The following is a 23,489-nucleotide window of genomic DNA, read 5'->3' on the forward strand; positions in this document are numbered from 1 at the left end:
CGTTTTATTCTTTTAACAGGGGTTGATGCCGGGGTACTACCACCCCGGATTTTGTACCAGGTTTTCATTCACCAGCAAATTATTCTCGCTGATGGGCCATAGATAATCCCTGGGAGATACAAAGCGTTGTGCCCAATATGTGGTAAGCCGGTAATACAGGGCAGGGTCACTTTGTGTACCGTCCCATCCCTGGACATTGCCGTTGAGTTCCGTAGCGGCCGTTTTCCAGCGACGCAGGTCCCAGAAGCGGCTTCCTTCCAGTGCCAGTTCGGCACTCCGTTCCTGGCGGATGATACTGCGCATGCCCTCTTTGGTGGTATATTTTGTGGGATTGCTGGAATAATTGCTCCAGCTTTCTTTAACGGTCTTAAGCCCTGCACGCGCCCGGATAAGATCCAGGTAGGCGTGCACTTCATCTACCGGCCCGTCTGATTCATTCAGTGCTTCTGCATATAACAGGTACAGATCAGCCAGGCGCATGGTAGGCCAGGGATATTGTACCACGCTGGTTGTATTGGTTCCCCAGGTGAATTTCAGATTGGTAAACTTTTTTGCAAAATAAGCAGTCATCGGCAGCGGCGTTCCGGTGCTCTTACCACCGGAGCGCGTTTCCAGCCGGAGCGTGGTTTGATCGCTCAGGGAACTAAGCTGGTACCATATACCCCCATCAAATCCAAGCGAAGCATAGTAGCGGGGTTCCCGGTCAAAATTGATACGGGCAGATGTATAGCCCTTTGTAATATAGAACCGGTCCGCGTCGCCGGCTATCTTTAATGAAGAGGGGTTGCTAAAATTCAGTATTTTATCTTCATTGATCGGCACCCCATTGCTGCTGTAAAAAAACTGGGTAACCTTATACGTGGGCCCCTGATCGGCAATCGCTGTTGTATTGCCCCCATTGTTCAGGTCAAAATGCCCCGCCGTAATACGCTGCAGGGTTGTGGTACCGTTTACAGACTGGCCCCATATCAGTTCCTCATTCCAATCATCATCAGTCACCGAGGCCCGAATGCTGAGCTGTCTTTTTATAGAATCCGTCAGCGGGAAGTTTGCACCCGGATAAGTATACAGTTTGATATTATTCTGTTCACAGGCCAGAATTGCTTCTTTACAGGCAGTGGCAGCCCGTTTCCATTTTGCCGCATCAAAAGCCGTACTTACCAGCAGGGCTCCGTCGTTGTTCTTAAAGTTTACATAATCGCTGTTGCCATTGAACAGCGGGCTTGCCCCCAGTACCAGGGCCTTTGCCTTCATGGCCAATGCCGCCGGCCTGGTAACGCGGCCCAGCTCATTGATACGGTCAAAGACCACATTCGGCAATCTTGCCGCAGCAGAGTCGTACAGCGCAGCAATGTAATTTACTACTTCATCCACCGGCCGGCGTTTTACCCGAAACTGGTCGGCAGGGGCGTCCACAGGAATATTTATATCGGTAATGGGGATAGGACCATAAGCTCTTAACAACAGAAAATGATAATAAGCTTTCAGGAACATGGCTTCGCCGATCCACCGGCTACGCTCATCCAGGCCAATATCCGGCACCTTGCCCAGATCGCTCATGTTCTCTATAAATACATTGCAATCCCTTATTGCATTGAACATGGATGGCACCCCTATTCCGTCCCAGTAGTTAAAGTAAGGATTGACCACATTCTGATTGCCGCGTGGCAGGTTCATCGCATAATCATTATAACGGCTGCTCAGCGGTGTGCTCATTTCATCACCACCCAAAAATGCCGGATTGGATACCGTAGAGGACTCCAGAGGAAGGTAGGAATAACAGGTAACCAGGTATTTTTCGGCCTCCTGCCGGATAGTAAACGCATTCTTTATCTGGGGCAGGTTATCCGGTACAATATCCAGAAATTTTTTACAGGAGGAGGTACTAAATCCAATGGCAAGAAGCAACCAAAGATTCCGCTTTATATTGATGTTCATGTGTACTGTTTTATATATTTTTTATATGTTAAAACCCGAGCCTGACGCCAAGACTAAACACCCGTTGCAGAGGGTAGCCCAACCCGTTGCCGGCCATTTCCACATCCCAGAGTTTAAAACGGCTCCAGGTGAAAAGGTTCTGGGCGCTCAGGTAAATACGGGAAAAAGTGAGCCCATATTTTTTCAACATCCTGGCATCCGGGTTATAGCCGATATCAATCTGTTTCAGCCTTAAAAAATCGCCATTCTGCAGCCACCAGGTAGAGGCCAGTGCATTATTGGGGATCACCTTATCGCTTAACCGGGGCCAGAAGGCATAGGGGTTCCGGTTGTCTTCTGACCAGTGGTCCCGGGCAATCACATCCAGCAGACCGGATTGTGCCACAATAATATTATTGCCGCTTATTGTACGCGGATTCACAACAAATGGCGAAACCCCCTCTACATTACCACTACCGTCACCTTTCAGTGCAGAACCAGCATCAATCAGGAAAGAAGAACGGGCGGAGCCCTGGAAAAAAAAGCTAACATCAATCAATCCCTTATACGCCACCGTACCTCCAAAACCGTAAGTAATTTCGGGAACTTTGGGCCAGCCAATAGGAACATAATCCAGGCTGGTGATTTTTCCGTCGCCGTTAATATCCCTGTATTTTATATCGCCTCCCATTACAAGGCCACCAAAGCTCTGTTGCGGCGAATTGGCTACTTCGCGGTCATCTGTAAAGAGGCGCTCGGCGATAAGGCCGTACAGCTGATCGCTGGAGTTACCTGCTTTTTTCAAATACTCCAGCCCCGCCGGGTAGGAAGGCTCTTCTGTCTGTACGACCTTAGTGGTGGCATATGTAAAATTGCCACGGGATATCACTGTAAAATCGGGGCCTACCTGCGAGGTATAATCCACGGCGACCTCCAACCCCTTTACATCCGTACGGCCGGTATTGGCCACTACGTTGGCCTGTAGCCCCATAGACGTAGGCACAGTAGCATTGCGTGCCAACAAGATACCCTTCACCTGCTTCTTATAAACATCTGCAATAATGTTCAGTTTTCTAAACAGTGAAAGGTCCATCCCCAGGTTGATCTGGTTCGTTGTTTCCCAGGTGATATTGGGATTGGCATAGCGGGAAGTTCTGATGGTATTTCTTAGATAATTAAAATTCTCACCAAAATAATACATCGGTCCCGCGAGCGATACATTGGAGAGATAGAAAAAGCGGTCCTCCGGCCGGCCGATGGCATCGTTGCCTGAACGGCCATAGGTACCTCTCAGTTTCAGGTTGGAAATAACATTGGTTAGCGGTTCAAAGAATGTTTCATTTGTCAGCACCCATCCCAGGCCGATGGAAGGAAAAAAGCCCCACCGGTTTTTCGGATCGAACCGTTCAGAAGCATTATATCCAAAACTGAATTCGGTCAGGTAACGCTCGTCATAACCATAAGTAGCACGACCGGAAAAACTGAGATTACGGGCGGGCAATGACTGCTGTAAGTTATCCGCATTACCGCTTAAAGACGATTGGGCATAAGTGATGATACTGGCGCCTACACTATGTTTTTCTGCAAACCTGCCTGCATAATTCAGGGCGGCCTGCCCCCACAACACGGTACTCACCTTTTTTTCGCCGGGGCTATAACTCAGATATTCAGTCGGCACATCTCCTATCTGGATGCTGTTACGTACGTCGTTCAAAAGGGAAAGAACAGGGGTTCCGTTTATGATGGATGCGGAATAATAAAAAGGACTGTATTGCCTGCTTACATCAAAATAGGATTGCCGGGTAGTATAGGCCATGGCACTGGCTGTAAGCCCGGGCAGAATGTCTTTTAAATTCTGATTGATGGTAATCTGTGGAGTAAGCTGTGCCGTATTGGTTTGCTGGTAACCCGAAACAGCTTTTGCGTAGGGGTTAAGGTAGAGCGCTATATTGTTGGTACCCGGTACAAAGGCATTGCCGAACAACGGGTGCTGTATATACGGTAAATAACGTTGCGGGTAAATGGCGGGGTAAGCCACGGGATTGCTGGTAGATGCAGCGGTGAAGACCGCGGCACCACCACCAATGGGTCCATGGTAATCATCAAACCTTGTTTTGATACTAATAAGGGCATCCGTGGTATTGGTCAGTTTCAGATTAACATTTGACATCAAAGAATAGGAGCGTAATTTAATATTGCTCCTGAAGTTGTTCAGATCCTGTTCCCGCATGAGGCCGTTATTTTCATCATAGGTCATGGATACAAAGAAGCGGGCCTTTTCAGTGCCCCCACTCAGATCAAAATTGGCTGACAGGTTGTTGGTATAATTTTTTACCAGCAATTTCATCCAGTCGTTATTGGGGTACAATACCGGATCCCGGCCGGCTGCCGTGTTATCAATCTTGTTGGGATCATATGGGGCTGCCGCCAATGGGTCGCGGGTCGTGGCTGCTTCATTTGCCAGTCGCATATACGTGATATTGTCGGCCAGCTTGTATAATTTGGTGTTACCTGATATCCGGTTCTCTACCCGAAAATTGAACCTGGTCTGCCCGGAAGCTCCCTGTTTAGTGGTGATCAGTATAACCCCATTACCTCCCCGGGCACCATACATGGCAGTGGCAGTAGCATCTTTAAGCAGTGAAAAGTTCTCAATATTATCGGCATTCAGCCGCGCCAGGTCATCGGTCGTACTTTCGATGCCATCAATATAAATCAGGGGATCCCGTTTTCCGGTACCAAAATTGCCCAGGCCCCGGATGAAAAAATTGGCATTATCTTTTCCCGGTTCCCCGCTTTGCTGAAAAGCGATGATACCGGCCAGCCGACCGGCCAACATCGAAGTAAGATTGCTGCTTGGCCCCTTTAGCTCTTTAGGGTTAATGGTGGTAACAGACCCCACCATCGTTGTTTTCTTTTGCTTGCCAAAGGCCACCACCACTACTTCATCCCCCGTTTTTGTTTCCTGGGTCATGAGGATTTGCATCTCCCCGCCCAGGGTTAGTTTTTCCTCCACCGGCCGGTAGCCAACAAAACTAAACTGCAATACATCTTTTTCAGGATTCAGGGATTCTATCACAAAATGACCGGAAGAATCGGTAATAGTGACGATCGGGCTGTTCTTTAGCTGCACTGTTACGCCAGGCAACGGCAACCGGCTGGTATCTTTTACAATACCTGTAGCAATTTTCTTGTTCTGTGCAAAGAGCACCGTGGATCCCATCAGCAGGGCAAGCAATAAAAATTTTCTCATACTAAGTTTTAACCCAACAAAAATAATTGTGGACCATAGCCTGTTGCTACTACTATTTATGCAGGTGTTAGAAAAATTTTAACATATGCCGTTTTATTGAATGCAGCGTTCTGTCTATTAGGCCGGGCCTGCTATCCCAACCCGTTTGCCGTAAAGATGCACCGGCAAGCCGGCTGGTAAAAATCTTATATTAAAACAAAAGGAATGCCCGTTTGAGCATTCCTTTCTTTGCATTTTATTTCACCGGCAACACATCCGGGCGGCGGTTATCAATAAAAAAACTCAATAACCCTTCGCCTGCTGCGCTGCCTTCAGGTTCGCGTTCCGGTCCAGGGCTGTCTGGGGATACGGCATCAATCTGAAGCGATCCTGCCATACCCTGTCCTGAACCGGTGCATTGGAAATATCATAAGTGGTTTTCATTACAGCAGCTGCAATATTCCAACGCCTGATATCATAAAACCGTTGTCCCTCCCCTGCCAGTTCAATGCGCCGTTCGTTTTGTATAAGGGTACGTAATTTGTCTTTTGAGTTATAAGCTGCCTGGTTTACTGCAGGCATCCCCGACCTGTCCCTGATATCATCCAGGGCAGCATATACCGATGCATCCGGCCCGCTCAGTTCATTTTTGGCTTCCGCGTAACTCAACAGTATTTCCGCATAACGGATAATGGGGAAGTCTTCGGCGGCGTCATACTCATAACTACTTTCCAGCGACCTGATATCATAACATTTCCTGAAATTATATCCTGTCATGCTGTTACTACTGCCTCCGCCTTCCCAATTAAAGGTAAAGCCGGCCTTGTACTGGCTCCAGGTTTCCCCGGGAAACAGGATACTTGCATACAAACGGGTATCCCGGTTCTTAAACTCGTTAAAATAACCAGCAGCGGGCGTTCCGCCTTTATTGAACAACGCCGCCCTTGTTGCCGGCGAAGGAGGAATAAAGGCATTACCGTTCCTTTCCCAATACGCATTTACCAGGTCCTGTGTAGGTGTAACAGAGCTCCATCCGCCCATTTCGCCATTCGTAAACAGCAGCCGGAGTCCATTGCCAAAAGGTGCATAGCTGGCATTTTCACTAATGTTCTGGGAAGCCAGGATCACTTCATCATTAGCTTCATTGGCGATCCAGAACTGTTGCTGGTAGCTTGCCAGCCCTTTGTAAAATCTTTGCTTTTCGGCATCGCTGGCGAAGGTTACAAAAGCGCTGTAGTCATCTGTCATATCCGGGGCGTCCAGCGTGGTTTTTCTAAAGAGCTTATAGCCCGCACCCATTACTTTTTGTGCACTCGCCGCTGCATCAGCCCAAAGTTTGTAATGCAGCTGTATCCTTGTGAGTATGGCATATGCGGCCCCGCTTGTAATGCGGCCGGTCTGGCTGGCTACGCCCCCGGTATACCGGGCCGGCAACTTATCGGCTACCTCTTTAATTTCTGCTATTGCAAAATTTACCACATCCATTTCCGGCGCCGGGGCCTCGGCGGTAGATAACGGGTCCGTATTATAGTAGGCCTTCAATAAAGGTACCGGTCCAAAAGTACGGGCCAGTTCAAAATACGTAAATGCGCGTAATACCCGGCACTCTGCAATAAACCGGCTTTTCAGATCGGCGTCCATAACAGCTTTATCAATATTCTCCAGGAAATAATTATACCGCCGTATAAACTGGTATCTACCGGCATAACCGGCATCCATATCGGCCTTGATGTCGCCGCTGGCTATACGGGTTGCATTACTTTCCCAGGGATACTGGGCATATGCGTTGTCTGCCGAAGCATCATCGTATGAATAATTGAACGCATTGCTGAGATATGCATAGCAGCCATTTAAAGCAAGCTCCACATCTTTTGCCGATTTCCAGAACGTGGTACTGGCAAGCTGATCCTGCGGGGTATAGTCCAGCGCGCTTTTGGAGCAGCCGGAAAAGATCACAAGCGCTGCCAGGATTATAGATATCTTTTTTTTCATCAGACTTCTTTTAATTCGTTTTTAAATGATTTACCTTTTCTGACCTGTAGCTATAGCGTGAGATTTAATCCAAATGAGTAGGTCTTTAAGGCGGGGTATGTAGATCGTTGGGATGCCGACTCAGGATCAAAGTCCTTAAGCCGTTTATCGCCCCTGATCGTGAAAGGATTATTGGACGCCACATAGATACGCAGGTTCTTCATATTCCAGCGATCTAACAGTTTTCCGGGAATCGTGTATCCGACCGATAAGGAACGGAAGCGGAAATAGTCAGCGTTGAACAGCCAGAACGTGGAGGTCGCGAAATTCACAGTGCCGGTCCTGGACAGGCGCGGATAAGAAGCGTCCTGCCTTGGGTCATTAATGGTCCACCGGTCCATTACATATTTTTTTACGCCCGCTCCATTAAAAAAAGCCTGGGAGGCTTCGGACTCCAGGTATACCTTTACGTTACTGACGCCGCTTCCCAGCAAAGCAAGATCAAAATTTTTGTAGTTAACGCCCAGGTTAAGTCCATAAGTAAAATAAGGCACATCATTACCCGCAATCACCCGGTCGTCGCCATTAATTTCATTATCCTTATTCTGATCTACATACCGTATATCCCCTGCTTTTGCCGCCGGGTTATACGTTTGTGCTTCTGCATCTGTTTCATAAAATCCATTGGCCTCATACATATAAAAAGAGCCGATCGCCTCTCCTACCCGGTTGATATAATACCCACTGGGAGCCTGCTCCTTTAGTCCCCCCAGCTCTGTTATCTTATTCCATATCTTGCTGATATTGCCGCCAAGGGTATAGCTGAAGTCATTGATGCGGCCATTATAGCCGGCCGAGAATTCGAAACCCCGGTTGCGTACTTTACCCACATTTATGGAGGGGATCTGTGTTTTAGAGGGATCGCTGTCAGGTATCAATCCCGCTTCTATAGGAATATTGGGGTCCTGCAGCAGGATATCCCGGGCCTGCTTATCAAAAACATCCAGCTGAAGATTCAGCTTCCGCAATAAAGTTGCATCGACCCCCAGGTTATACATATCCACTTTTTCCCAGCTAAGCAAGGGGTTAAATATCTTTGCCGGGTACACGCCATCCTGTTTTTGCTGATCGAGGATCACCACGGTTCCGGTCCCCAGCCCGTCATAGAAGTCGTAGTTGCCCACGTTGTTGGTATTACCCAGCCTTCCTGCAGAAAGCCTCAGCTTCAACTCCGTAATGGCATCGTTATTTTTGAGAAAGCCTTCCTGGGAAATACGCCAGGCAAAGGATGCCCCCGGGAACCAACCGGCCCTGTGTCCCGGTGCAAACTGGGAGGAAGCATCGTTCCGGAGACTCATTTCCAACAGGTATTTGTTGTCATACGCATAATTAAGTCTTCCAAAATAGGAGCGAAAACCACGCTGCTGTATATTTCCTGTTGCGGTGGTATTTAACGGGTTGGCGGATCCCCCGTTGATCGCGTTGAGGTCGTTGTTGACGAATCCTTTCCTGATCACCCGGACAAACTGGTCCTTAAAATTCTCGTATGAGCTTCCCGCCAGTATCTTAAACTCATGAAGCGCTGCTTTATGGGAATATCCTGCTGTAACCTGGGCAAGCAGGTTGGTCGTATTTTGCCACTGCTCATCCAATTGATTCGTCGTTACTGCCGTTGATGTCAAAGGGGCTTTGGTAACAAAGCTGATCAGCGGGTCCATGGTATTTGTAAACGTACCGGTAAGGTAGTTCAGGAAATTATAAGAGAACAATCCATTTATATCAAGTCCTTTTACCGGTGTATAGGTTCCGTTAAGCGTTCCTATAAAGCGATTGGTAGCATAAGAACTACGGCCACCTTCCGCCAGTTTACGCAGTGTATTACCGCTGGCCAGTGCTGCATCTACAGCGCCGGCGTTGATACTGCCCCAATTGCCATCGCTCTGACGGGCCACCACCAACGGTGTCAGGCGCGATAAGGTGGTAAAATCGATATTCCCTTTGTCATTATCGAAGCCATCCCTGATAAATGAAATATTACTGGACAACTTTAATTTTTCAGTCACCTGTGATTCTGTGTTGGCCCGCACCGAATAACGGCGGAGGTCTTTGCCAGGTATCAGTGAATTCTGTAAAAAATAAGCGCCGCTTAAAAAGTACTTCACCTTTTCGCCACCGGCAATACTGACCTGGTGTTCCATCATGGGTGCTCTTTTACGCAGCGTAAGATCGAACCAGTTGTTATTGGGATACAGATCCGGGTTAAGCTGCTTGCGGATCGTGTCTAAAATACCGGTACTGAATCTTGGACTTCTGCCCGCGTTTGTTTCCGCTTCATTGTACAAAACGGCATAATCATAGGCATCCGTAAAGCCGGGCAGATAGGCGGCGGACTGGGTACCGTAATAAGCATTGTAATTTACGCGGAACGCACCGCTTCCTTTTTTTGTTGTTACCAGTATCACACCATATGCAGCCCGGGAACCGTAGATGGCTGCGGCAGACGCATCTTTCAGAACCGACATGCTTTCGACGTCGTTGGGATTGATGCGGGCGAAATCGCCGCCGGACACCACAACCCCGTCAACGACATACAACGGTGCGGAAGTGCCCAGGTTGCCCCGCCCCCGTATATTAATACTTCCCAGGTCATTGCCCACATCGCCCGGCCTTGAAATGACCGCCATGCCCGGAACAGTGCCCTGCAATGCATTGGTGAGCGATGTGACCGGGCGGTTTATCAGCATTTTTTTATCCACCGTATTTACCGCCCCTGACAGGTTTTCCTTTCTTTGTGTGCCGTACCCTACCACTACTACCTCATCCAGGTTGGCTGTTGATTTGCTGAGGTAGATCAGCAGCTCCGGATCACTGCCAACTGTTATCTGTTTTTTTAAATATCCCACATAGCTGGCTTCAAGCACCGCGCCGCCGGCCGGAACAGGAATGGAAAAGCCGCCTGCTTCATCCGTGACCACAGCGGCACCGGTTCCTTTCAGTGCCACCGTTACTCCGGGCAACGGAGTACCGCCCGTCTCATCAAGAACCTTTCCGTTAACGGTCCTTGTTTGTGAAAACGCGGTATTTGCACCAACAAACGTGCACAACACCAATAGCAATCGGATTATACTTCTCATATATAAAAATTATTCAGTGCAAGATACCGCCACCGCCCTCCGGTTCTTTTTAGCTATTTTAACCGGTTTTAGAAATATTCTATCATTACAGGGTGTCCCCAGTTTTGCAAGCCTCCCGCTTATGAACCGGGAAAAGAGCCAACATCTGCAACAAACCCTCTTTTTAACTTTTTTATCCGCTTTACCGGAATTTCATAAATTTATGGTCAAAATAATTTCAACAGTGTATGAAACCACAATTCATAGAGGTAGCCCTTGCCGGTACCAAAACCATACAAATAAAGCAGATCGATCAATACCATCTTGATTCGCCGTTTCATTTTCACCAGCTCTGTGAACTTGTGTGGATCGAAAAAAGCTATGGCAAACGTATTGTCGGTGACAATGTTGGTAACTTTGAAGCAGGTGACCTGGTGCTGATGGGACCCAATCTTCCGCATATCTGGCAGAACGACCGGGCATTTGCAGAAGAAGCAGATAACCGGGTAAAGTCTACAGTTATTTATTTTCCCCCGGACTTCCTGCTGAATCTTACCGATGAACAAAACATGATACAGCCTATTACAGAATTGATACAACGCTCCCAGCGCGGCATTCTTTTTTTTGGACGGACCAAACAACAGGTAGCCGCACTGCTGAGCCTTATTTCAGGGGAAAAAAGCATCAAAAAAATTATCTTTTTCCTTGAACTGGTACATATCCTTTCCTCATCTTCGGAATACGAATACCTGGCAAGCATGTCGTATAAAAGCAACTACGATGAAAAGGATACCGGGCGCATTAACAAAGTGTACCAGTTCCTCATACAAAATTTTCACCGGGATATATCCCTGAACGAAATTGCGGACATCTGCCATATGACCCCCAATGCATTTTGCCGTTATTTTAAAAGCCGTACACGAAAATCCTTTACACAGTTCTTAAATGAGCTGCGCATCGGACATGCAGCCAAGCTGCTGCAAAATGAGCAAAATTCCATTACGGATGTTTGTTATGCCTGCGGATATAACAATCTCTCTTATTTCAATAAGATATTCCGCGGCATCCATGATATTGCTCCATCCGAATACCGGAAAAACCTGTTAAGGATCACCCGGACGCAGTAGTATGACAGGCGAAGCGGGGCCCTTTGCCCCATTCCTGAAAGCGCACACACTCTTTAGATGAAACCCGCTGAGAACAAGCCGTTCCGATACCTTTTTAAGCGTCCTTTATTTCTTAAAAACAGAAAATATCTTTGTTCCTTCTTCTATATCCTTTATTTTACCAGTGATGCGGAAATTTCGTTCAGCAGTCTTTTTGCAGCATTCAGATCACTGTTCCAGCCATCGTGACGTTTGTTATTATCCAGTTTTGTAATTGCGGCATTCAGCGCATCAAGCCGGGCCTGATCCTTTTTTTGCACCAATAGCCTTTTTACAATCCGTATCTTTTCGTAATCCTGGATGCCCTCCAGCAGCCGTTCGTAACGGATCGAACTGCGGGCCTGGGGGTACACGATATAGGTATCACCGGCGGGCCATGTTCTGAAACGCGAATCAACCAGCGGATTTTCTACCCATGAATTAAAGGCCCAGCGAAGCACGCCGTTATAGCCGGCCGCCATTGCATACCAGCCCATGTATGCAGATTCTGCCGGATCCGAAAAAGTGAACTGATTGGGAAAGTTGTTACCGCAATACACATAAAAGGTTGTATTGAGTCCCCGGGCGGTACGGTCTGCCAGATCTTTGGAATCGATAGGATGCTGCACCGCCGTGCTTACGTCACGGCTGTTTGGATAACGCTGGTAGGTTTTCTGATTATCGGCGTAAGATACACTGAGTGCGGGCGATGCTTTTTCGATCAGATCGAAAGCCAGTCCCATTTCCTCTTTATTCCGCTCATCCAGTGCTATATTAGTGATCTCCAGCCAGCCTTTTTGTTGAAGATGGCGCACGAAGTCCTTTAGAAAGGGCTCCCACATTTGGGTGAATGCCGGTGTTCCCGGTTTAGCCACTACATCCACAAACTTGCCGGTGGCGGCATCTTTGTAGTGAATTTCATTGTTCCAGGGTACGATGGAATAACAGTTGATCATTTTTTTAATTCCCAGCCCCATCATAAAAGAAACCCACTTATCAAATACCCGGTAATCATACGACCAGCGGCCGTTCTTTTCCTTTGTCCAGATGATCATGTCTTCGTAAGGGTCCAGCGTTTGCACATGCCAGGGATCCTTATTGAGGGTTGCAGTGATCACTTTCTGACCCAGGTTTGCCAGCATGCGCATTTGTGGTTCCATCGCCTTGAAATGTTCCACACTCCAGGCAGCCACTTTGTTGACGCGGGCTATCGCTGACGGATGCTGCCACTGATCGAGGTGAAAGGTCCAGGCCTGGGGTTCCGGGAGCACGAGATCGATTACATTAAGGGTTACGTCCAGTTCCTGCTTTTTACCTATCGCCGGGATCACCGCTACCTTTGCAGTATAAATTCCTTTCCCGGCCGTACGCGGTATTTCAATAGTAATCCAGACGGGCCGCACTTTTTTGCGCTCAAGGTTAAAAGCAGAAAGGTCGTCGAGCATATCGGGCGAGAGCGAGGCAGGAAAGTCGCCGGGTTTACGCCAGCCGCACCCGGGCCCGTACGTGTCGGTAATGACGTAGCGCTCAAAGCGGGCATAACCTACAGATCCGAGCTTTTTACCACCCGGTGCAACGGCATCCGTCACCTGAACTTTTACACCGGGCATGCTATCGGTTGTCCAGAGCAACACCTGGGCAGACACACGCTCACCTCTCCACCCCACCAGGCGCACCTCCTTTTCTACAGGTATATCAGGTGCCACCGATTTAGGGAATCGTTTGTCGACCGAAACAAACGAAGCATGCAGGCCTGGCTTTACCGAAAGCCAGCGCTGCCCATCGGATACTACAGGATCGGGGGCCTCGATAAAGCTTTGTCCCTTGTTCCATTGAGGTTGCTGGGAGAACATGGTCAAAGAAATACAGGAATAAAAACCAGCACAAATGAACCGATAGATCTGTCTTTTTGTAATCATGCGCATAAAAAATGTAAGGCCGGAAGATACAAAAGTTTCGAAAACTTTTGCCTACCCAATGGAAGCATACGGCATGTTTCACAAACTTCCTCCGGCAAGGCACCAATAGGCTGCCCTGAAAGTCCGGAAAAATTTTCTCCGGGCCGCTCTTTTTCCCAAACCTGGAAATCTTCGCCCGGGAAAGGCGTCTGATGATGATTATTGGTAATCAGGCACCCAGGTTGCAAGCGACGAATCAATTCATACCATTCACCTGTTTTCCGGTTACCCCCGGCGCCTTTATCCCACCAGCCATCAAATCAAACCAAACCCAACCGATCTCTCCATGATTAGTGAGAAGTTCTGTTAACTAACTCTTCATAAGTCTTAGGTAATTATTCCAATTGCCATCTCCTTTCCCGCCGAAACTTTTCCCGGTATTACCCGTTTGATAATAATCTTCATGATACCGGTCCAACCCGCTATAATAAGGCTGGAGTTTTATGCCCTGCTTATGACATTCCTTAGCTGATTCTTAAACGGGTGCAGATCACCTTCAAAAACTAACAGCAGAAAAGTTACTGTGCAGGTTCATTATACAAAAAGCCCGTTAAAAGGGAAAATGCATACCAGCCGTTCATTCATGCCGGGTGATTTTATGATAGAATCTTCTTTTTGCAAATTCTGCACACGCTGCATAACAAAGAACAATGCCGGCCATCCATACATAAAAGGGAAAAGGAAGCGCCACGAAACCAAAAAAGAAACCAACGGGCGTAAAGGGCAATAACAGGGTAATCAAAACAATTGCTATAGCCGCCCAGGCAAGCAGCTTACCCGGCCTGCTTTTAAAAACAGACAGTCTGGTACGCACGATCAGCAATACAAGTACAGCGGAAATAACCGATTCGGTAAACCATCCGGACTGGAAGGCTTTTTCATCCGCATGCAGCAAAAACAACAAAACGCCAAAAGTAAGGTAATCAAATACAGAGCTGAGCAATCCAAACACGATCATAAATTTCCTAATGAACGTCAGGTCCCAGTGCTGGGGGCCTTTGATAAACCGCCCGTCAACATTGTCTTTTGAGATCGCCGTTTCCGGAAAATCCGTCAGCAGGTTTGTCAGCAATATTTGCTTGGGCAGTAAGGGCAAAAATGATAAAAATAAGGAAGCTCCTGCCATGCTAAACATATTGCCAAAGTTGGCGCTTGTGGCAATAAAGATATACTTCATCGTATTGGCAAAAGTTTTACGACCTTCAATAATCCCGTCCAGTAAAACACCCAGGTCCCTTTTTAACAATACAATGTCGGCCGCCTGTTTGGCAACATCTGCTGCGGAGTCCACCGAAATCCCAACATCTGCTACATGCAGTGCAGACGCATCATTAATACCGTCCCCCATATATCCCACAATACAGCCTGCTTTTTTCAGGGCCCTGATGATCCGTTCCTTCTGGTTCGGTTCCATTTCTGCAAATACCTCCACCTGACGCACCCGCTGCACCAGGGCCGGATCACTTATATTACGCAGCTCCGGCCCGGTAAGGATGGCAGCCCCTTTCAACCCTATATTCTCTGCCATACGGGCGCTTACAAATGCATTATCACCGGTAATCACTTTCAGGACCACCCCGGATTCATGGAGTTGTTTGATGGTTGCTACAATATCAGCTTTAAGCGGATCAAAAAAAGTAATATACCCCAGGAAGATCATATCTTTTTCATCTTCCCTGCTGATCACCGATGCGGAAACCGGTTTGCGGTAGGCAATGCCCAGCGTGCGTACGCCCTCGTTACTTAATATCCGGAACCGCTCCTCTAACCCCGCAATGGATGCACTTAAGGGTTCAACACCGGTACCCGTTTCTACAAAACTGCAGCAGCCCAGCACCTCTTTAAACGCTCCCTTGGTAATCATCAGGCTCCCGGCCCCATCTGCAACCTGGATCGTAAGTCTTTTCCGGATAAAATCATATGGGATTTCCCCAAGCACGGTATCGTTTCCCCTGCACCCGGCAAAGGCAGTCGTTATAGCCTGGTCTATCGGATTATGAAATCCTTGCTGCAGCGCCGCATTGATCCTGGCATATTCCGCCACTTTCCGGCTGGCATTGCCCGCCGCATCCAGCGCCTCTTTTAATACCACCCTGCCCTCCGTAAGCGTACCGGTTTTATCAGAACAAAGAACGTTCACACTGCCAAGGTTTTCTATAGAAGACAACCGCTTTACCACTACATTTTTGGCAGCCATCCTTGCTGCGCCCGTGGATAAATTAATGCTGACGATAGCCGGGAGCAGCTGTGGGGTAAGCCCTACCGCAAGCGCCAGTGAAAACAGGAAGGCATCCAATGGCGGCTTATGCAGCAATACGTTAATGGCAAAAATAGAAAGCACCAGCAGTAAGGTTAACTCCATCAGCAAATAACCGAATCTGCGGATGCCTCTTTCAAAACCCGTTTCCACGGCTGCCAGTTGAAGGCTGGCAGCAATTTTACCAAATTCCGTAAACTCCCCGGTATGCACCACCAGCGCTGTACCTTTTCCGCTAACAATGCTTGACCCCATTAAAAGACTGTTAGAACGCTTCATTAAAGGGGCATCGGCGGCAACCACTCCCGTCCTTTTTTCAACAGGAAAGGTTTCACCGGTAAATGTAGCCTCATCTACAAACAACCCGTTTGCATCCAGTAACAGGCAATCTGCGGGTATGATATCCCCGGCCGAAAGATAAATGATATCTCCCGGCACTGCCGTTTCAAAAGGCACTTCCTGTTTACAGCCGTCGCGGATAACTGAAAAACGCAGTTGTACCAGCTTCAGTAACTGCTGTACGGCCTTATTAGCCCCCTTCTCCTGCCAGAAACTCAGGCTGCTGCTGATGAGTACAATGGTAAGGATAATGACCATATCCGACGCATCACCCAAAAAGGCCGACAAGATCGCCGTTGCAATAAGCATGATGGTTATCGGGCTTTTAAATTGCCGGAGAAACAGCAGCAGGAGCGAGCTACGGCTTTTGTCTTTCACCTGGTTGGGGCCATACTGCTTTAACCGGCGGGCTGCTTCCTCACTGCTTAGCCCATCCGGCGTGCAGGAAAGCAGCGCCAGGAGCCGGCCGGCAGTACAGGTCCAAAAATTTTCCGTGTTTGACTGTAGCTGATACTTCATAAAAGGAATATCGTTCTCTCGGTGAATCAATCACTCTGTAAACTAATAGCCAGGGTATCCTGTTAGCACAGAAGGAGGGGTTGCAGATCTGCCGGCAGCCAACGGCCGGCCATCCTCTTTCAGTTTTGAAGACAAAAACAGTACCGGAACAGGAGGTCTCTCAATAAAAGGCTTTGTAATGCTTTTGTGAAAGAGCCCATGCTTTTGAACGGACATAACCAATAACTCCGGTTTCTTTTCAACGATGTAGTCCTTTATCCCCTCTGCCACGTTGTTATTCTTTAAAAAATAATACTCCAGGTTATCATTGCCTAATTGTTCTCCAAAATCAATTGCGGCAGGAGGTTCTTTGCCGGTCCCTTCCGTTTGGGCAGATATATAAACAATATCAACCTGCGGATCAAAAGGAGCCAGCCAGTGTTTTAAAAATTGCCATTGTATCGTATTTTCTGCATCCAGGTCAACAGCTATCGCCACTTTTTTAAACCCGTTCATCGTTGCCGATGGCGGCACCACAAGCACCGGGAAAGCGCTGTACTTTGCAATAGAAACCGAATAAGTACCCAATATCAGCCGCTCGAACGCTGTAACGAACCGGGATGCAATAACAAGGGCAAAAGGTGCCTCCCGCTGACACAACGCATCCAGCTCTTTGATGACAGACCCTACCTTATAGAGCGTTTTCACCTCTATTTCATTATTGGCTCCCGTTTTGGCTCTCAGGGCAAGATCTTCCAGCAGTTTGTCCGTTTCCTCAATGGTAACATCACAAACATTTAACGGAAGTTGCACATCAGACATCGCCGGCACGAGGCCGATCACATTAAAAATAACCAGCTGCGCCTTTAACGCCCTTGCCATACCTGTTGCAAACGCAACCGCATGATTTGAACCTTCAGAAAAATTGGTAGCAGCAATAATAGTATTCATTGTTATCGTATTTTTACTGCAGTATATTTTACAATCAAAACAAATACTGCCGGTCATAAAGATCGGGTTGTTCCAGAGCGGCATTCAATGACAGGCCACACCCTATCCGATGATATTGATCATTATAAAATAATATTTTTCTGATTTTATTTGCAATAAGGATCATCCGTTAATCCTTAAGCGTCAATCATCCTTATTATAAACCGGGCCGAGGTATGAATATGATCGGACACCCCTATTTATTAACCGTAAACCCAGGATCTTCCAGCCTGAAGATCAATGTGTTTAAAACCGGTGGTATGGATTTAATACCGGTAATAGAAGGCAGTATACTGAACATTGGAAGCAGGGAATGCACCTTCCGGGTAACCACAGGTGAACATCAGGTTTTAAAGAACAGCAAAGTGCCCTGCACCGGTCTTGCAGCAGCAGCCCGTTTGGTTGCACAATGGCTCCTTTATGAAGAGATGCCCATAGCCGCTGTTGGCTACCGGATCGTTCAGGGAGGCCCTGCCCATCGCCGGCCGCAGGTCATCGATACGGCCTTCCTGCAATACCTGGGATCCATACAACCCCTTGCTCCAACGCATATCCCGGACGAAATTGACGTCATCCGCACATTTATGGATATTTTTCCGGGCACCGGGCACATCGCCTGCTTTGATACTTTTTTTCACATCGCCCTTCCATTGCATGCCAAACAGTATCCCCTGCCGGAATGGCTCCGTAAAGAAGGCATACATAAATATGGGTTTCATGGCCTGTCCTATGAGTTTGTAATGCAGCATCTTCAAAAATCAGTTCCGGAGGAAGCTGACGGGAAAATAATCATTGCCCACCTGGGCAATGGCTCCAGCCTGGCCGCCGTGCACAATGGAAGAGCCATTGATACCACCATGGGCATGACCCCCATTGGAGGATTGATGATGGGTACCCGGTGCGGCGACCTGGATCCCGGTGTGTTGCTCTATCTTTTAACGCAAAGAAAAATGACACCCGCAGCACTGGACCAGGTACTGACCCATGAATCCGGGCTAAAAGGCGTATCCGGCATAAGCGCCGATATGAAAACCCTGCTTGCTTTGGAAGCGGAAAACGGCCAGGTGGCGGAGGCGCTGGACCTGTTCTGCTATCATGCAAGAAAAATGATCGGCGCCATGGCTGCCGCTTTAAATGGCGCAGATACCCTGGTTTTTACCGGGGGCGTGGGAGAACACGCCCCTGCCATCCGGAGCCGGATCTGCGATGGATTGCAATACCTCGGCATCCGGACAGGCCCCGGAAATGAAAACAACAGCGCACTTATTTCCACAAAAGAATCGTTGGTAAGCGTACGGGTAGTAAAGACCAATGAAGCATATATAATAGCACAGCACATGCTTCAGTTTGCTTAACACGTACCGTTTATTTAATTATAAATAATGGCATCATGATTACCGAACAACAATTACAAGACATGCACCGGTACTGGCAGGCTGCCAATTACCTGTCTGCAGGGCAAATATATTTACAGGACAACCCGCTGCTTCGCGAGCCCTTAAAGCCGGATCATATAAAGCCCCGGTTGCTGGGCCACTGGGGCACATCGCCGGGATTGAGCTTCATTTATGTGCACCTGAACCGGCTAATAAAAGAAACAGGCTCCGACGTGCTTTATATATGCGGACCCGGGCACGGAGCCCCGGCCATTGTGGCGAATGCCTATCTTGAGGGCAGCTATTCCGAAATATATCCGCATGTGCCGATGGATGAAAAGGGCATAAAACAATTATTCAGACAATTTTCAACACCCGGTGGCATCCCCAGCCATGTAAGCGCCCATACACCGGGCTCCATCCATGAGGGAGGAGAGCTGGGATACTCGCTGGTACATGCGTTTGGCGCCGCTTTCGATAACCCGGATCTTATTGTAGCCTGCGTTGTTGGCGATGGCGAGGCAGAAACTGCGCCCCTGGAAGGCAGCTGGAAATCGCTGAGTTTTTTAAACCCGGTGCGTGACGGGGCTGTACTACCCATCCTGCATTTAAACGGTTATAAGATAGCGGGGCCAACTGTACTTGCCCGGAAAACAAACGCTGAGCTCACCGCATTATTCAGCGGGTACGGATACGAGGTATTTTTTGTTGAAGGCAGTAACCCAATGGTTATGCACCGCAATATGATCGAAATACTGGACAATGTATATGCCCGGATCAGGTCCTTACAGCAACGTTCCAGAACCGGGAACGAGCCGGTTGTGAACGGCTGGCCGATGATCATCATGCGCACACCCAAAGGCTGGACAGGCCCGAAGGAATGGGAGCACCAGCCGATTGAAAACTCCTTCAGGTCGCACCAGGTACCCTTAACCGCCGTAAAGACCAACCCGGAGCAGCTCCGCCTGGTGGAAGACTGGATGCGCAGTTATGCCCCGGAAAAATTATTTGATAAAAACGGGAGACTGATGCCCGAACTTCAAAGCCTGGCCCCTTCAGGAAATAAAAGAATGGGCATGCTTGCTGTTGCCAATGGGGGCACGGTGCTTAAGGAATTGCAATTGCCGGATTTTAAACAATATGCAGTAAATGTTCCCCATCCGGGAACCAGGGAAGCGGAAAGCACAAGAAATTTCGGGAACTATCTGCGCGATATTTTTGAACTGAATAAGGACCACCATAACTTCCGGCTGTTTTGTCCTGATGAAACAGCCTCCAACCGGCTGCAGGCCGTATTTGAAAAAACAGCACGTTGTTTTCTTGAAGCAAGAATGACTACGGATGATCACCTTTCCCCGGAAGGTCGGGTAATGGAAGTATTGAGCGAGCATCTTTGTGAAGGCTGGCTGGAAGGGTATCTTTTAACGGGGCGGCATGGCCTCTTTTCCTGTTACGAAGCGTTTATTACCATTATCGATTCCATGTTCAGTCAATACGCAAAATGGATAAAAACCAGCCGGGAATTGCCCTGGCGCAAACCCGTGGCTTCATTAAACTACCTGCTTACCTCCCATTCCTGGCGCCAGGATCATAATGGCTACAGCCACCAGGGGCCCGGGTTTATTGATACGGTAATTAATAAAAAAAGCAGCGTTACCCGCATCTACTTTCCTCCGGATGCCAATACCCTGCTATCTGTAATGCATCATTGTTTTTCCAGTAAAGACTATGCAAACCTGGTAGTGGCCGGTAAACAACCGGAACTGCAGTGGCTTACCTTGGAAGAGGCCATTACGCATTGTGCGCGTGGTGCTTCTGTATGGAAATGGGCAGGGAACGATGAGGGCGCACAGCCGGATGTGGTCATTGCCTGTGCCGGGGATGTGCCTACACTGGAAGCAGTAGCAGCCGTGGCAGTTTTACGGGAACAGCTGCCGGATCTGAAAGTAAGGCTGGTAAATATTGTGGATCTTATGGCCCTGTCCCCCATCCTGTATCACCCGCACGGGCTGGGCGAGGATGCTTTTACCGAATTGTTTACCAATGAGGCTCCTGTGATCTTTGCTTTTCATGGCTATGTCCGTATTATTCATGACCTGGTTCACGGGCGTCCCAACCCGGAACGGTTTCATGTGCGCGGCTACATGGAAGAAGGCACGACCACTACCCCCTTCGACATGACGGTACTAAATAATATGAGCCGGTACCAGCTGGCAATGGAGGCCGTAAAGCGTGTGCCGCGCATGGTACAGATGAGGGATCGGTTAAATACCTACTGTGAAGAAAAACTGAAGGAGCATAGGAGCTATATCTGTACTTATTTTGATGACCTGCCTGAAATAAAAAACTGGAAATGGACGTATTAGAAAAAGGCGGTACGGTTTCATTTTTTGAAAAGATTATTGATCCAGGGTATATACATCTTCAAAATACTGAACCATCGAGCCTTCTTTTATATCCGCCGTCATATACAGGATAAAAACCGGTACCGGACCATGTACTGTTTTTATAACCGGTTTTTGTCCTTTACTATTTGCATTTAAAAAAGATGCATCTAATTTCTCCTCCAGCAAATAATCAGCAAGCTCAACCGGCTTTTCAACCCTTACACATCCGTGGCTCAAATACCTTTTTTCCGATTTGAATGCCGCCTTCAGGTTGGTGTCATGCAGGTATACACTATAGGGGCTTGTTAAATTAAACTTTATTACCCCTAAGGCGTTATCACGGCCTGTAGCCTGCCGGAACTGGTAAGAAAAATTTTGCTTTGTAATTTTGCTCCAGTTGATGCTCCGCGGATTAACAACCTGTCCCCTGCTGTTCAACACCTGCATCCTCAGCAAATCCAGCACGGCCGTGTTTTTTTTACAAAAAGGAAGAATTTCATTTACTGCAATACTCTTTGGCACATTCCAATACGGATACAGAATCACCTGGTCGCAGTAAGCAGCAAAACGCGGTGTCTTTGTGGAGGGTTTGCCGGCAACCACCCGCATATTTAATTTTAATGAGTCCTGTTCATAATAGTTCAGCTCCGCAGCAGCAATATTTACCACAATAAACTTCGGGAAATGAAAATGATACATCCACCGGTAATTATTCAATGTTTCAGACAACCGGCGGATCCGGACAACATTTCCTGAATCAAGTTGAGCTTTCAATGCATTTTTAAGCAGCAGGTACTGGCTGGTGGCGGGTTCCAGCCGGTTCACAAGATCGTCGAGGTCCTTTGGTTTACTAACTTCAGCAAGCAAATTTATAAGATAATGCTGATCTGCCTCCTTTACCGTTCGGGAAAGCGCATCGTCTCCTGTTTTGCGTGTGGCCGGGTCGCCCTGGAACAGGTCATTGAGATACTCCAATGCCGCATGGGTATACCGGTAATCGTTCACCCGGGAGCTATCTTCACCGGATGAGCCGGCAGCCATGCCAAACGCATCCCTGGGCAGCAGTTTCAGATATTTGCTTTTGTCCAGTCCCTGAAATGCACATCGCTCATTCAGTAATTGAATGAGCCGCATCCGCAGGCCGGCCCGCTGGGTATCGGCGCCCATCCATATATATCCGTCCTTCCGGTTTTTGTAAAACACTTCAACCAGAACGGGCAAAACCGGTTCCGGGGATATATGTTGAGCAGGAACCGGCATATAGCCGCCCCAGGATAAAAGCAAAACAACCAGGAAGAGCCGTTTTGTTGTTTTTCCAAACAAACAACCGCAGCCATATTTTTTCCGGCAATGCAGCATTCCGTCATTTTTGCATAAAGCGCCTGTATACTTTTCAGCCAAACAGATCTTCAGGCAGCTCCAGGTTTTTATAATGATAACGTCCCGTTTTTGAATTGATAGTAATATGAAAAAGTATTCCTTTTACCTCATCCATTTCCTTTAATGAGAAGGGCCAGTACTGGGAAAGACGCAGCGCTTCACTGCTCACCATGGCTGTTACGCGCTGCTGCAAAACCAAAAGGGCCCTGTTCCGCTCTTCTGCGCCCGTAAGTTCTTTAAAAACACCCTGGCAGATCACACTTTTCCATGTGATCATATCCTTTATTTCCTCTACCTGGAAACAGACATTGGGATTACTACGCAGGATACGCAGCTTCAATCCTTCATAAGTACGACCGTAGATAGCGGTGCCATCATAAGCATAACATAACGGTACAATGTACGGTACACCGTCCGAGCAGCAGCCAAGGTGCCCGGTTATGTTGTGCTGTAAAACAGCATCTGCCTCGCTTTCAGTTAAATTATTGTTCATGACTTTTGTTTTGTAATGCGCGTTCTGTTGCACTGTTATCCGGAGAGCCGCTGCATTAAAAGGCCACAGTCATTCTTTTTGCAACCCTTCTTTCTGGCAGGATCCGGCAGCTCGCGGAGTACACTTTTTTCCAGCTGCTTAAAAAGGCCGATCTTCCCGCCACGTAAATATGCTATTATTTTTGCGACAGGTTCCCGATACGGTGCGGCGCTTCCGGTTCGTTTAACCCGGCACATATGGGGCTATATCCTCCCTCATCCACTGCAACATTTTTGCTGCATTCGTATAAGCGGTGTTTTGCCCCGGGTAACGGCAACACGATGCTATAGGCCGGAATGCTCAGTTGCTTGCGGAACCCTATCATCGGGTAATGCTCCTTCATACATTCTGAACATTTGCCCAAAGGGCCCGCACAAACGGCAAATATGCTTGT

Annotated in this window: 13 protein-coding genes; 3 read left to right on the forward strand and 10 right to left on the reverse strand. The window is 48.1% G+C overall.

The genetic code is table 11. From position 1 onward, the window contains the following. Positions 1–36 precede the first annotated feature (36 nt). The 4 genes from BLS44_RS23250 to BLS44_RS23265 all read right to left on the reverse strand — a co-directional run bounded on the left by BLS44_RS23250 (position 37) and on the right by BLS44_RS23265 (position 10,254). On the reverse strand, positions 37–1,938 hold the full coding sequence (locus BLS44_RS23250; RefSeq protein ID WP_090392957.1) for a RagB/SusD family nutrient uptake outer membrane protein: 1,902 nt from the start codon (positions 1,936–1,938) through the stop codon (positions 37–39). Between the two features lie 28 nt (positions 1,939–1,966). Beyond that, positions 1,967–5,170: a SusC/RagA family TonB-linked outer membrane protein gene (locus BLS44_RS23255; RefSeq protein ID WP_090392959.1), complete on the reverse strand. Its 3,204-nt coding sequence runs from the start codon at positions 5,168–5,170 to the stop codon at positions 1,967–1,969. 282 nt (positions 5,171–5,452) lie between these two features. Then, complete coding sequence (locus tag BLS44_RS23260) at positions 5,453–7,141, reverse strand: RagB/SusD family nutrient uptake outer membrane protein (protein WP_218127807.1); 1,689 nt, start codon at positions 7,139–7,141, stop codon at positions 5,453–5,455. A gap of 50 nt (positions 7,142–7,191) precedes the next feature. Beyond that, on the reverse strand, positions 7,192–10,254 hold the full coding sequence (locus BLS44_RS23265) for a SusC/RagA family TonB-linked outer membrane protein (RefSeq protein ID WP_090392963.1): 3,063 nt from the start codon (positions 10,252–10,254) through the stop codon (positions 7,192–7,194). 227 nt (positions 10,255–10,481) lie between these two features. Here BLS44_RS23265 and BLS44_RS23270 point away from each other — a divergent pair, with 227 nt between their 5' ends. Further along, on the forward strand, positions 10,482–11,360 hold the full coding sequence (locus BLS44_RS23270) for an AraC family transcriptional regulator (protein WP_090392965.1): 879 nt from the start codon (positions 10,482–10,484) through the stop codon (positions 11,358–11,360). Positions 11,361–11,512: 152 nt separating this feature from the next. Here BLS44_RS23270 and BLS44_RS23275 read toward each other — a convergent pair whose 3' ends face one another. The 3 genes from BLS44_RS23275 to BLS44_RS23285 form a co-directional block, all read right to left on the reverse strand. Then, the gene (locus BLS44_RS23275; RefSeq protein WP_090392966.1) at positions 11,513–13,297 is read right to left on the reverse strand and encodes a DUF4091 domain-containing protein; all 1,785 of its coding nucleotides are present in this window, start codon (positions 13,295–13,297) and stop codon (positions 11,513–11,515) included. 616 nt (positions 13,298–13,913) lie between these two features. Then, positions 13,914–16,451, reverse strand: a complete 2,538-nt coding sequence (mgtA, locus tag BLS44_RS23280; RefSeq protein WP_090392968.1) for a magnesium-translocating P-type ATPase — start codon at positions 16,449–16,451, stop codon at positions 13,914–13,916. A 42-nt stretch (positions 16,452–16,493) separates the two neighbouring features. Beyond that, positions 16,494–17,381, reverse strand: a complete 888-nt coding sequence (locus BLS44_RS23285; RefSeq protein WP_176954530.1) for a universal stress protein — start codon at positions 17,379–17,381, stop codon at positions 16,494–16,496. A gap of 215 nt (positions 17,382–17,596) precedes the next feature. On the opposite strand from BLS44_RS23285, the gene BLS44_RS23290 reads away from it, so the two are divergent. Together BLS44_RS23290 and BLS44_RS23295 are read left to right on the forward strand one after the other, a co-directional pair. Beyond that, positions 17,597–18,775: an acetate/propionate family kinase gene (locus BLS44_RS23290; RefSeq protein ID WP_090392972.1), complete on the forward strand. Its 1,179-nt coding sequence runs from the start codon at positions 17,597–17,599 to the stop codon at positions 18,773–18,775. A gap of 35 nt (positions 18,776–18,810) precedes the next feature. Continuing rightward, on the forward strand, positions 18,811–21,162 hold the full coding sequence (locus BLS44_RS23295; protein ID WP_090392974.1) for a phosphoketolase family protein: 2,352 nt from the start codon (positions 18,811–18,813) through the stop codon (positions 21,160–21,162). A 33-nt stretch (positions 21,163–21,195) separates the two neighbouring features. On the opposite strand, the gene BLS44_RS23300 is transcribed toward BLS44_RS23295, so the two are convergent. The 3 genes from BLS44_RS23300 to BLS44_RS23310 all read right to left on the reverse strand — a co-directional run bounded on the left by BLS44_RS23300 (position 21,196) and on the right by BLS44_RS23310 (position 23,438). Next, positions 21,196–22,506, reverse strand: coding sequence for a L,D-transpeptidase family protein (locus BLS44_RS23300; protein ID WP_176954531.1), 1,311 nt, complete (start codon positions 22,504–22,506; stop codon positions 21,196–21,198). A gap of 70 nt (positions 22,507–22,576) precedes the next feature. Further along, entirely contained in the window at positions 22,577–23,056 is a 480-nt protein-coding gene (locus BLS44_RS23305; protein ID WP_090392978.1) for a pyridoxamine 5'-phosphate oxidase family protein, read from the reverse strand. Between the two features lie 175 nt (positions 23,057–23,231). Beyond that, on the reverse strand, positions 23,232–23,438 hold the full coding sequence (locus BLS44_RS23310; RefSeq protein WP_143019903.1) for a hypothetical protein: 207 nt from the start codon (positions 23,436–23,438) through the stop codon (positions 23,232–23,234). Between the last annotated feature and the right edge of the window lie 51 nt (positions 23,439–23,489).

The sequence above is a fragment of the Niabella drilacis genome (assembly GCF_900101395.1).
Taxonomy (GTDB): domain Bacteria; phylum Bacteroidota; class Bacteroidia; order Chitinophagales; family Chitinophagaceae; genus Niabella; species Niabella drilacis.

Coding starts and splice junctions, on each gene's coding strand:
- BLS44_RS23250 (WP_090392957.1), bottom strand. CDS start 1,938: ATGAACATCAATATAAAGCGGAATCTTTGGTTGCTTCTTGCCATTGGA.
- BLS44_RS23255 (WP_090392959.1), bottom strand. CDS start 5,170: ATGAGAAAATTTTTATTGCTTGCCCTGCTGATGGGATCCACGGTGCTC.
- BLS44_RS23260 (WP_218127807.1), bottom strand. CDS start 7,141: ATGAAAAAAAAGATATCTATAATCCTGGCAGCGCTTGTGATCTTTTCC.
- BLS44_RS23265 (WP_090392963.1), bottom strand. CDS start 10,254: ATGAGAAGTATAATCCGATTGCTATTGGTGTTGTGCACGTTTGTTGGT.
- BLS44_RS23270 (WP_090392965.1), top strand. CDS start 10,482: ATGAAACCACAATTCATAGAGGTAGCCCTTGCCGGTACCAAAACCATA.
- BLS44_RS23275 (WP_090392966.1), bottom strand. CDS start 13,297: ATGATTACAAAAAGACAGATCTATCGGTTCATTTGTGCTGGTTTTTAT.
- mgtA (WP_090392968.1), bottom strand. CDS start 16,451: ATGAAGTATCAGCTACAGTCAAACACGGAAAATTTTTGGACCTGTACT.
- BLS44_RS23285 (WP_176954530.1), bottom strand. CDS start 17,381: ATGAATACTATTATTGCTGCTACCAATTTTTCTGAAGGTTCAAATCAT.
- BLS44_RS23290 (WP_090392972.1), top strand. CDS start 17,597: ATGAATATGATCGGACACCCCTATTTATTAACCGTAAACCCAGGATCT.
- BLS44_RS23295 (WP_090392974.1), top strand. CDS start 18,811: ATGATTACCGAACAACAATTACAAGACATGCACCGGTACTGGCAGGCT.
- BLS44_RS23305 (WP_090392978.1), bottom strand. CDS start 23,056: ATGAACAATAATTTAACTGAAAGCGAGGCAGATGCTGTTTTACAGCAC.
- BLS44_RS23310 (WP_143019903.1), bottom strand. CDS start 23,438: ATGAAGGAGCATTACCCGATGATAGGGTTCCGCAAGCAACTGAGCATT.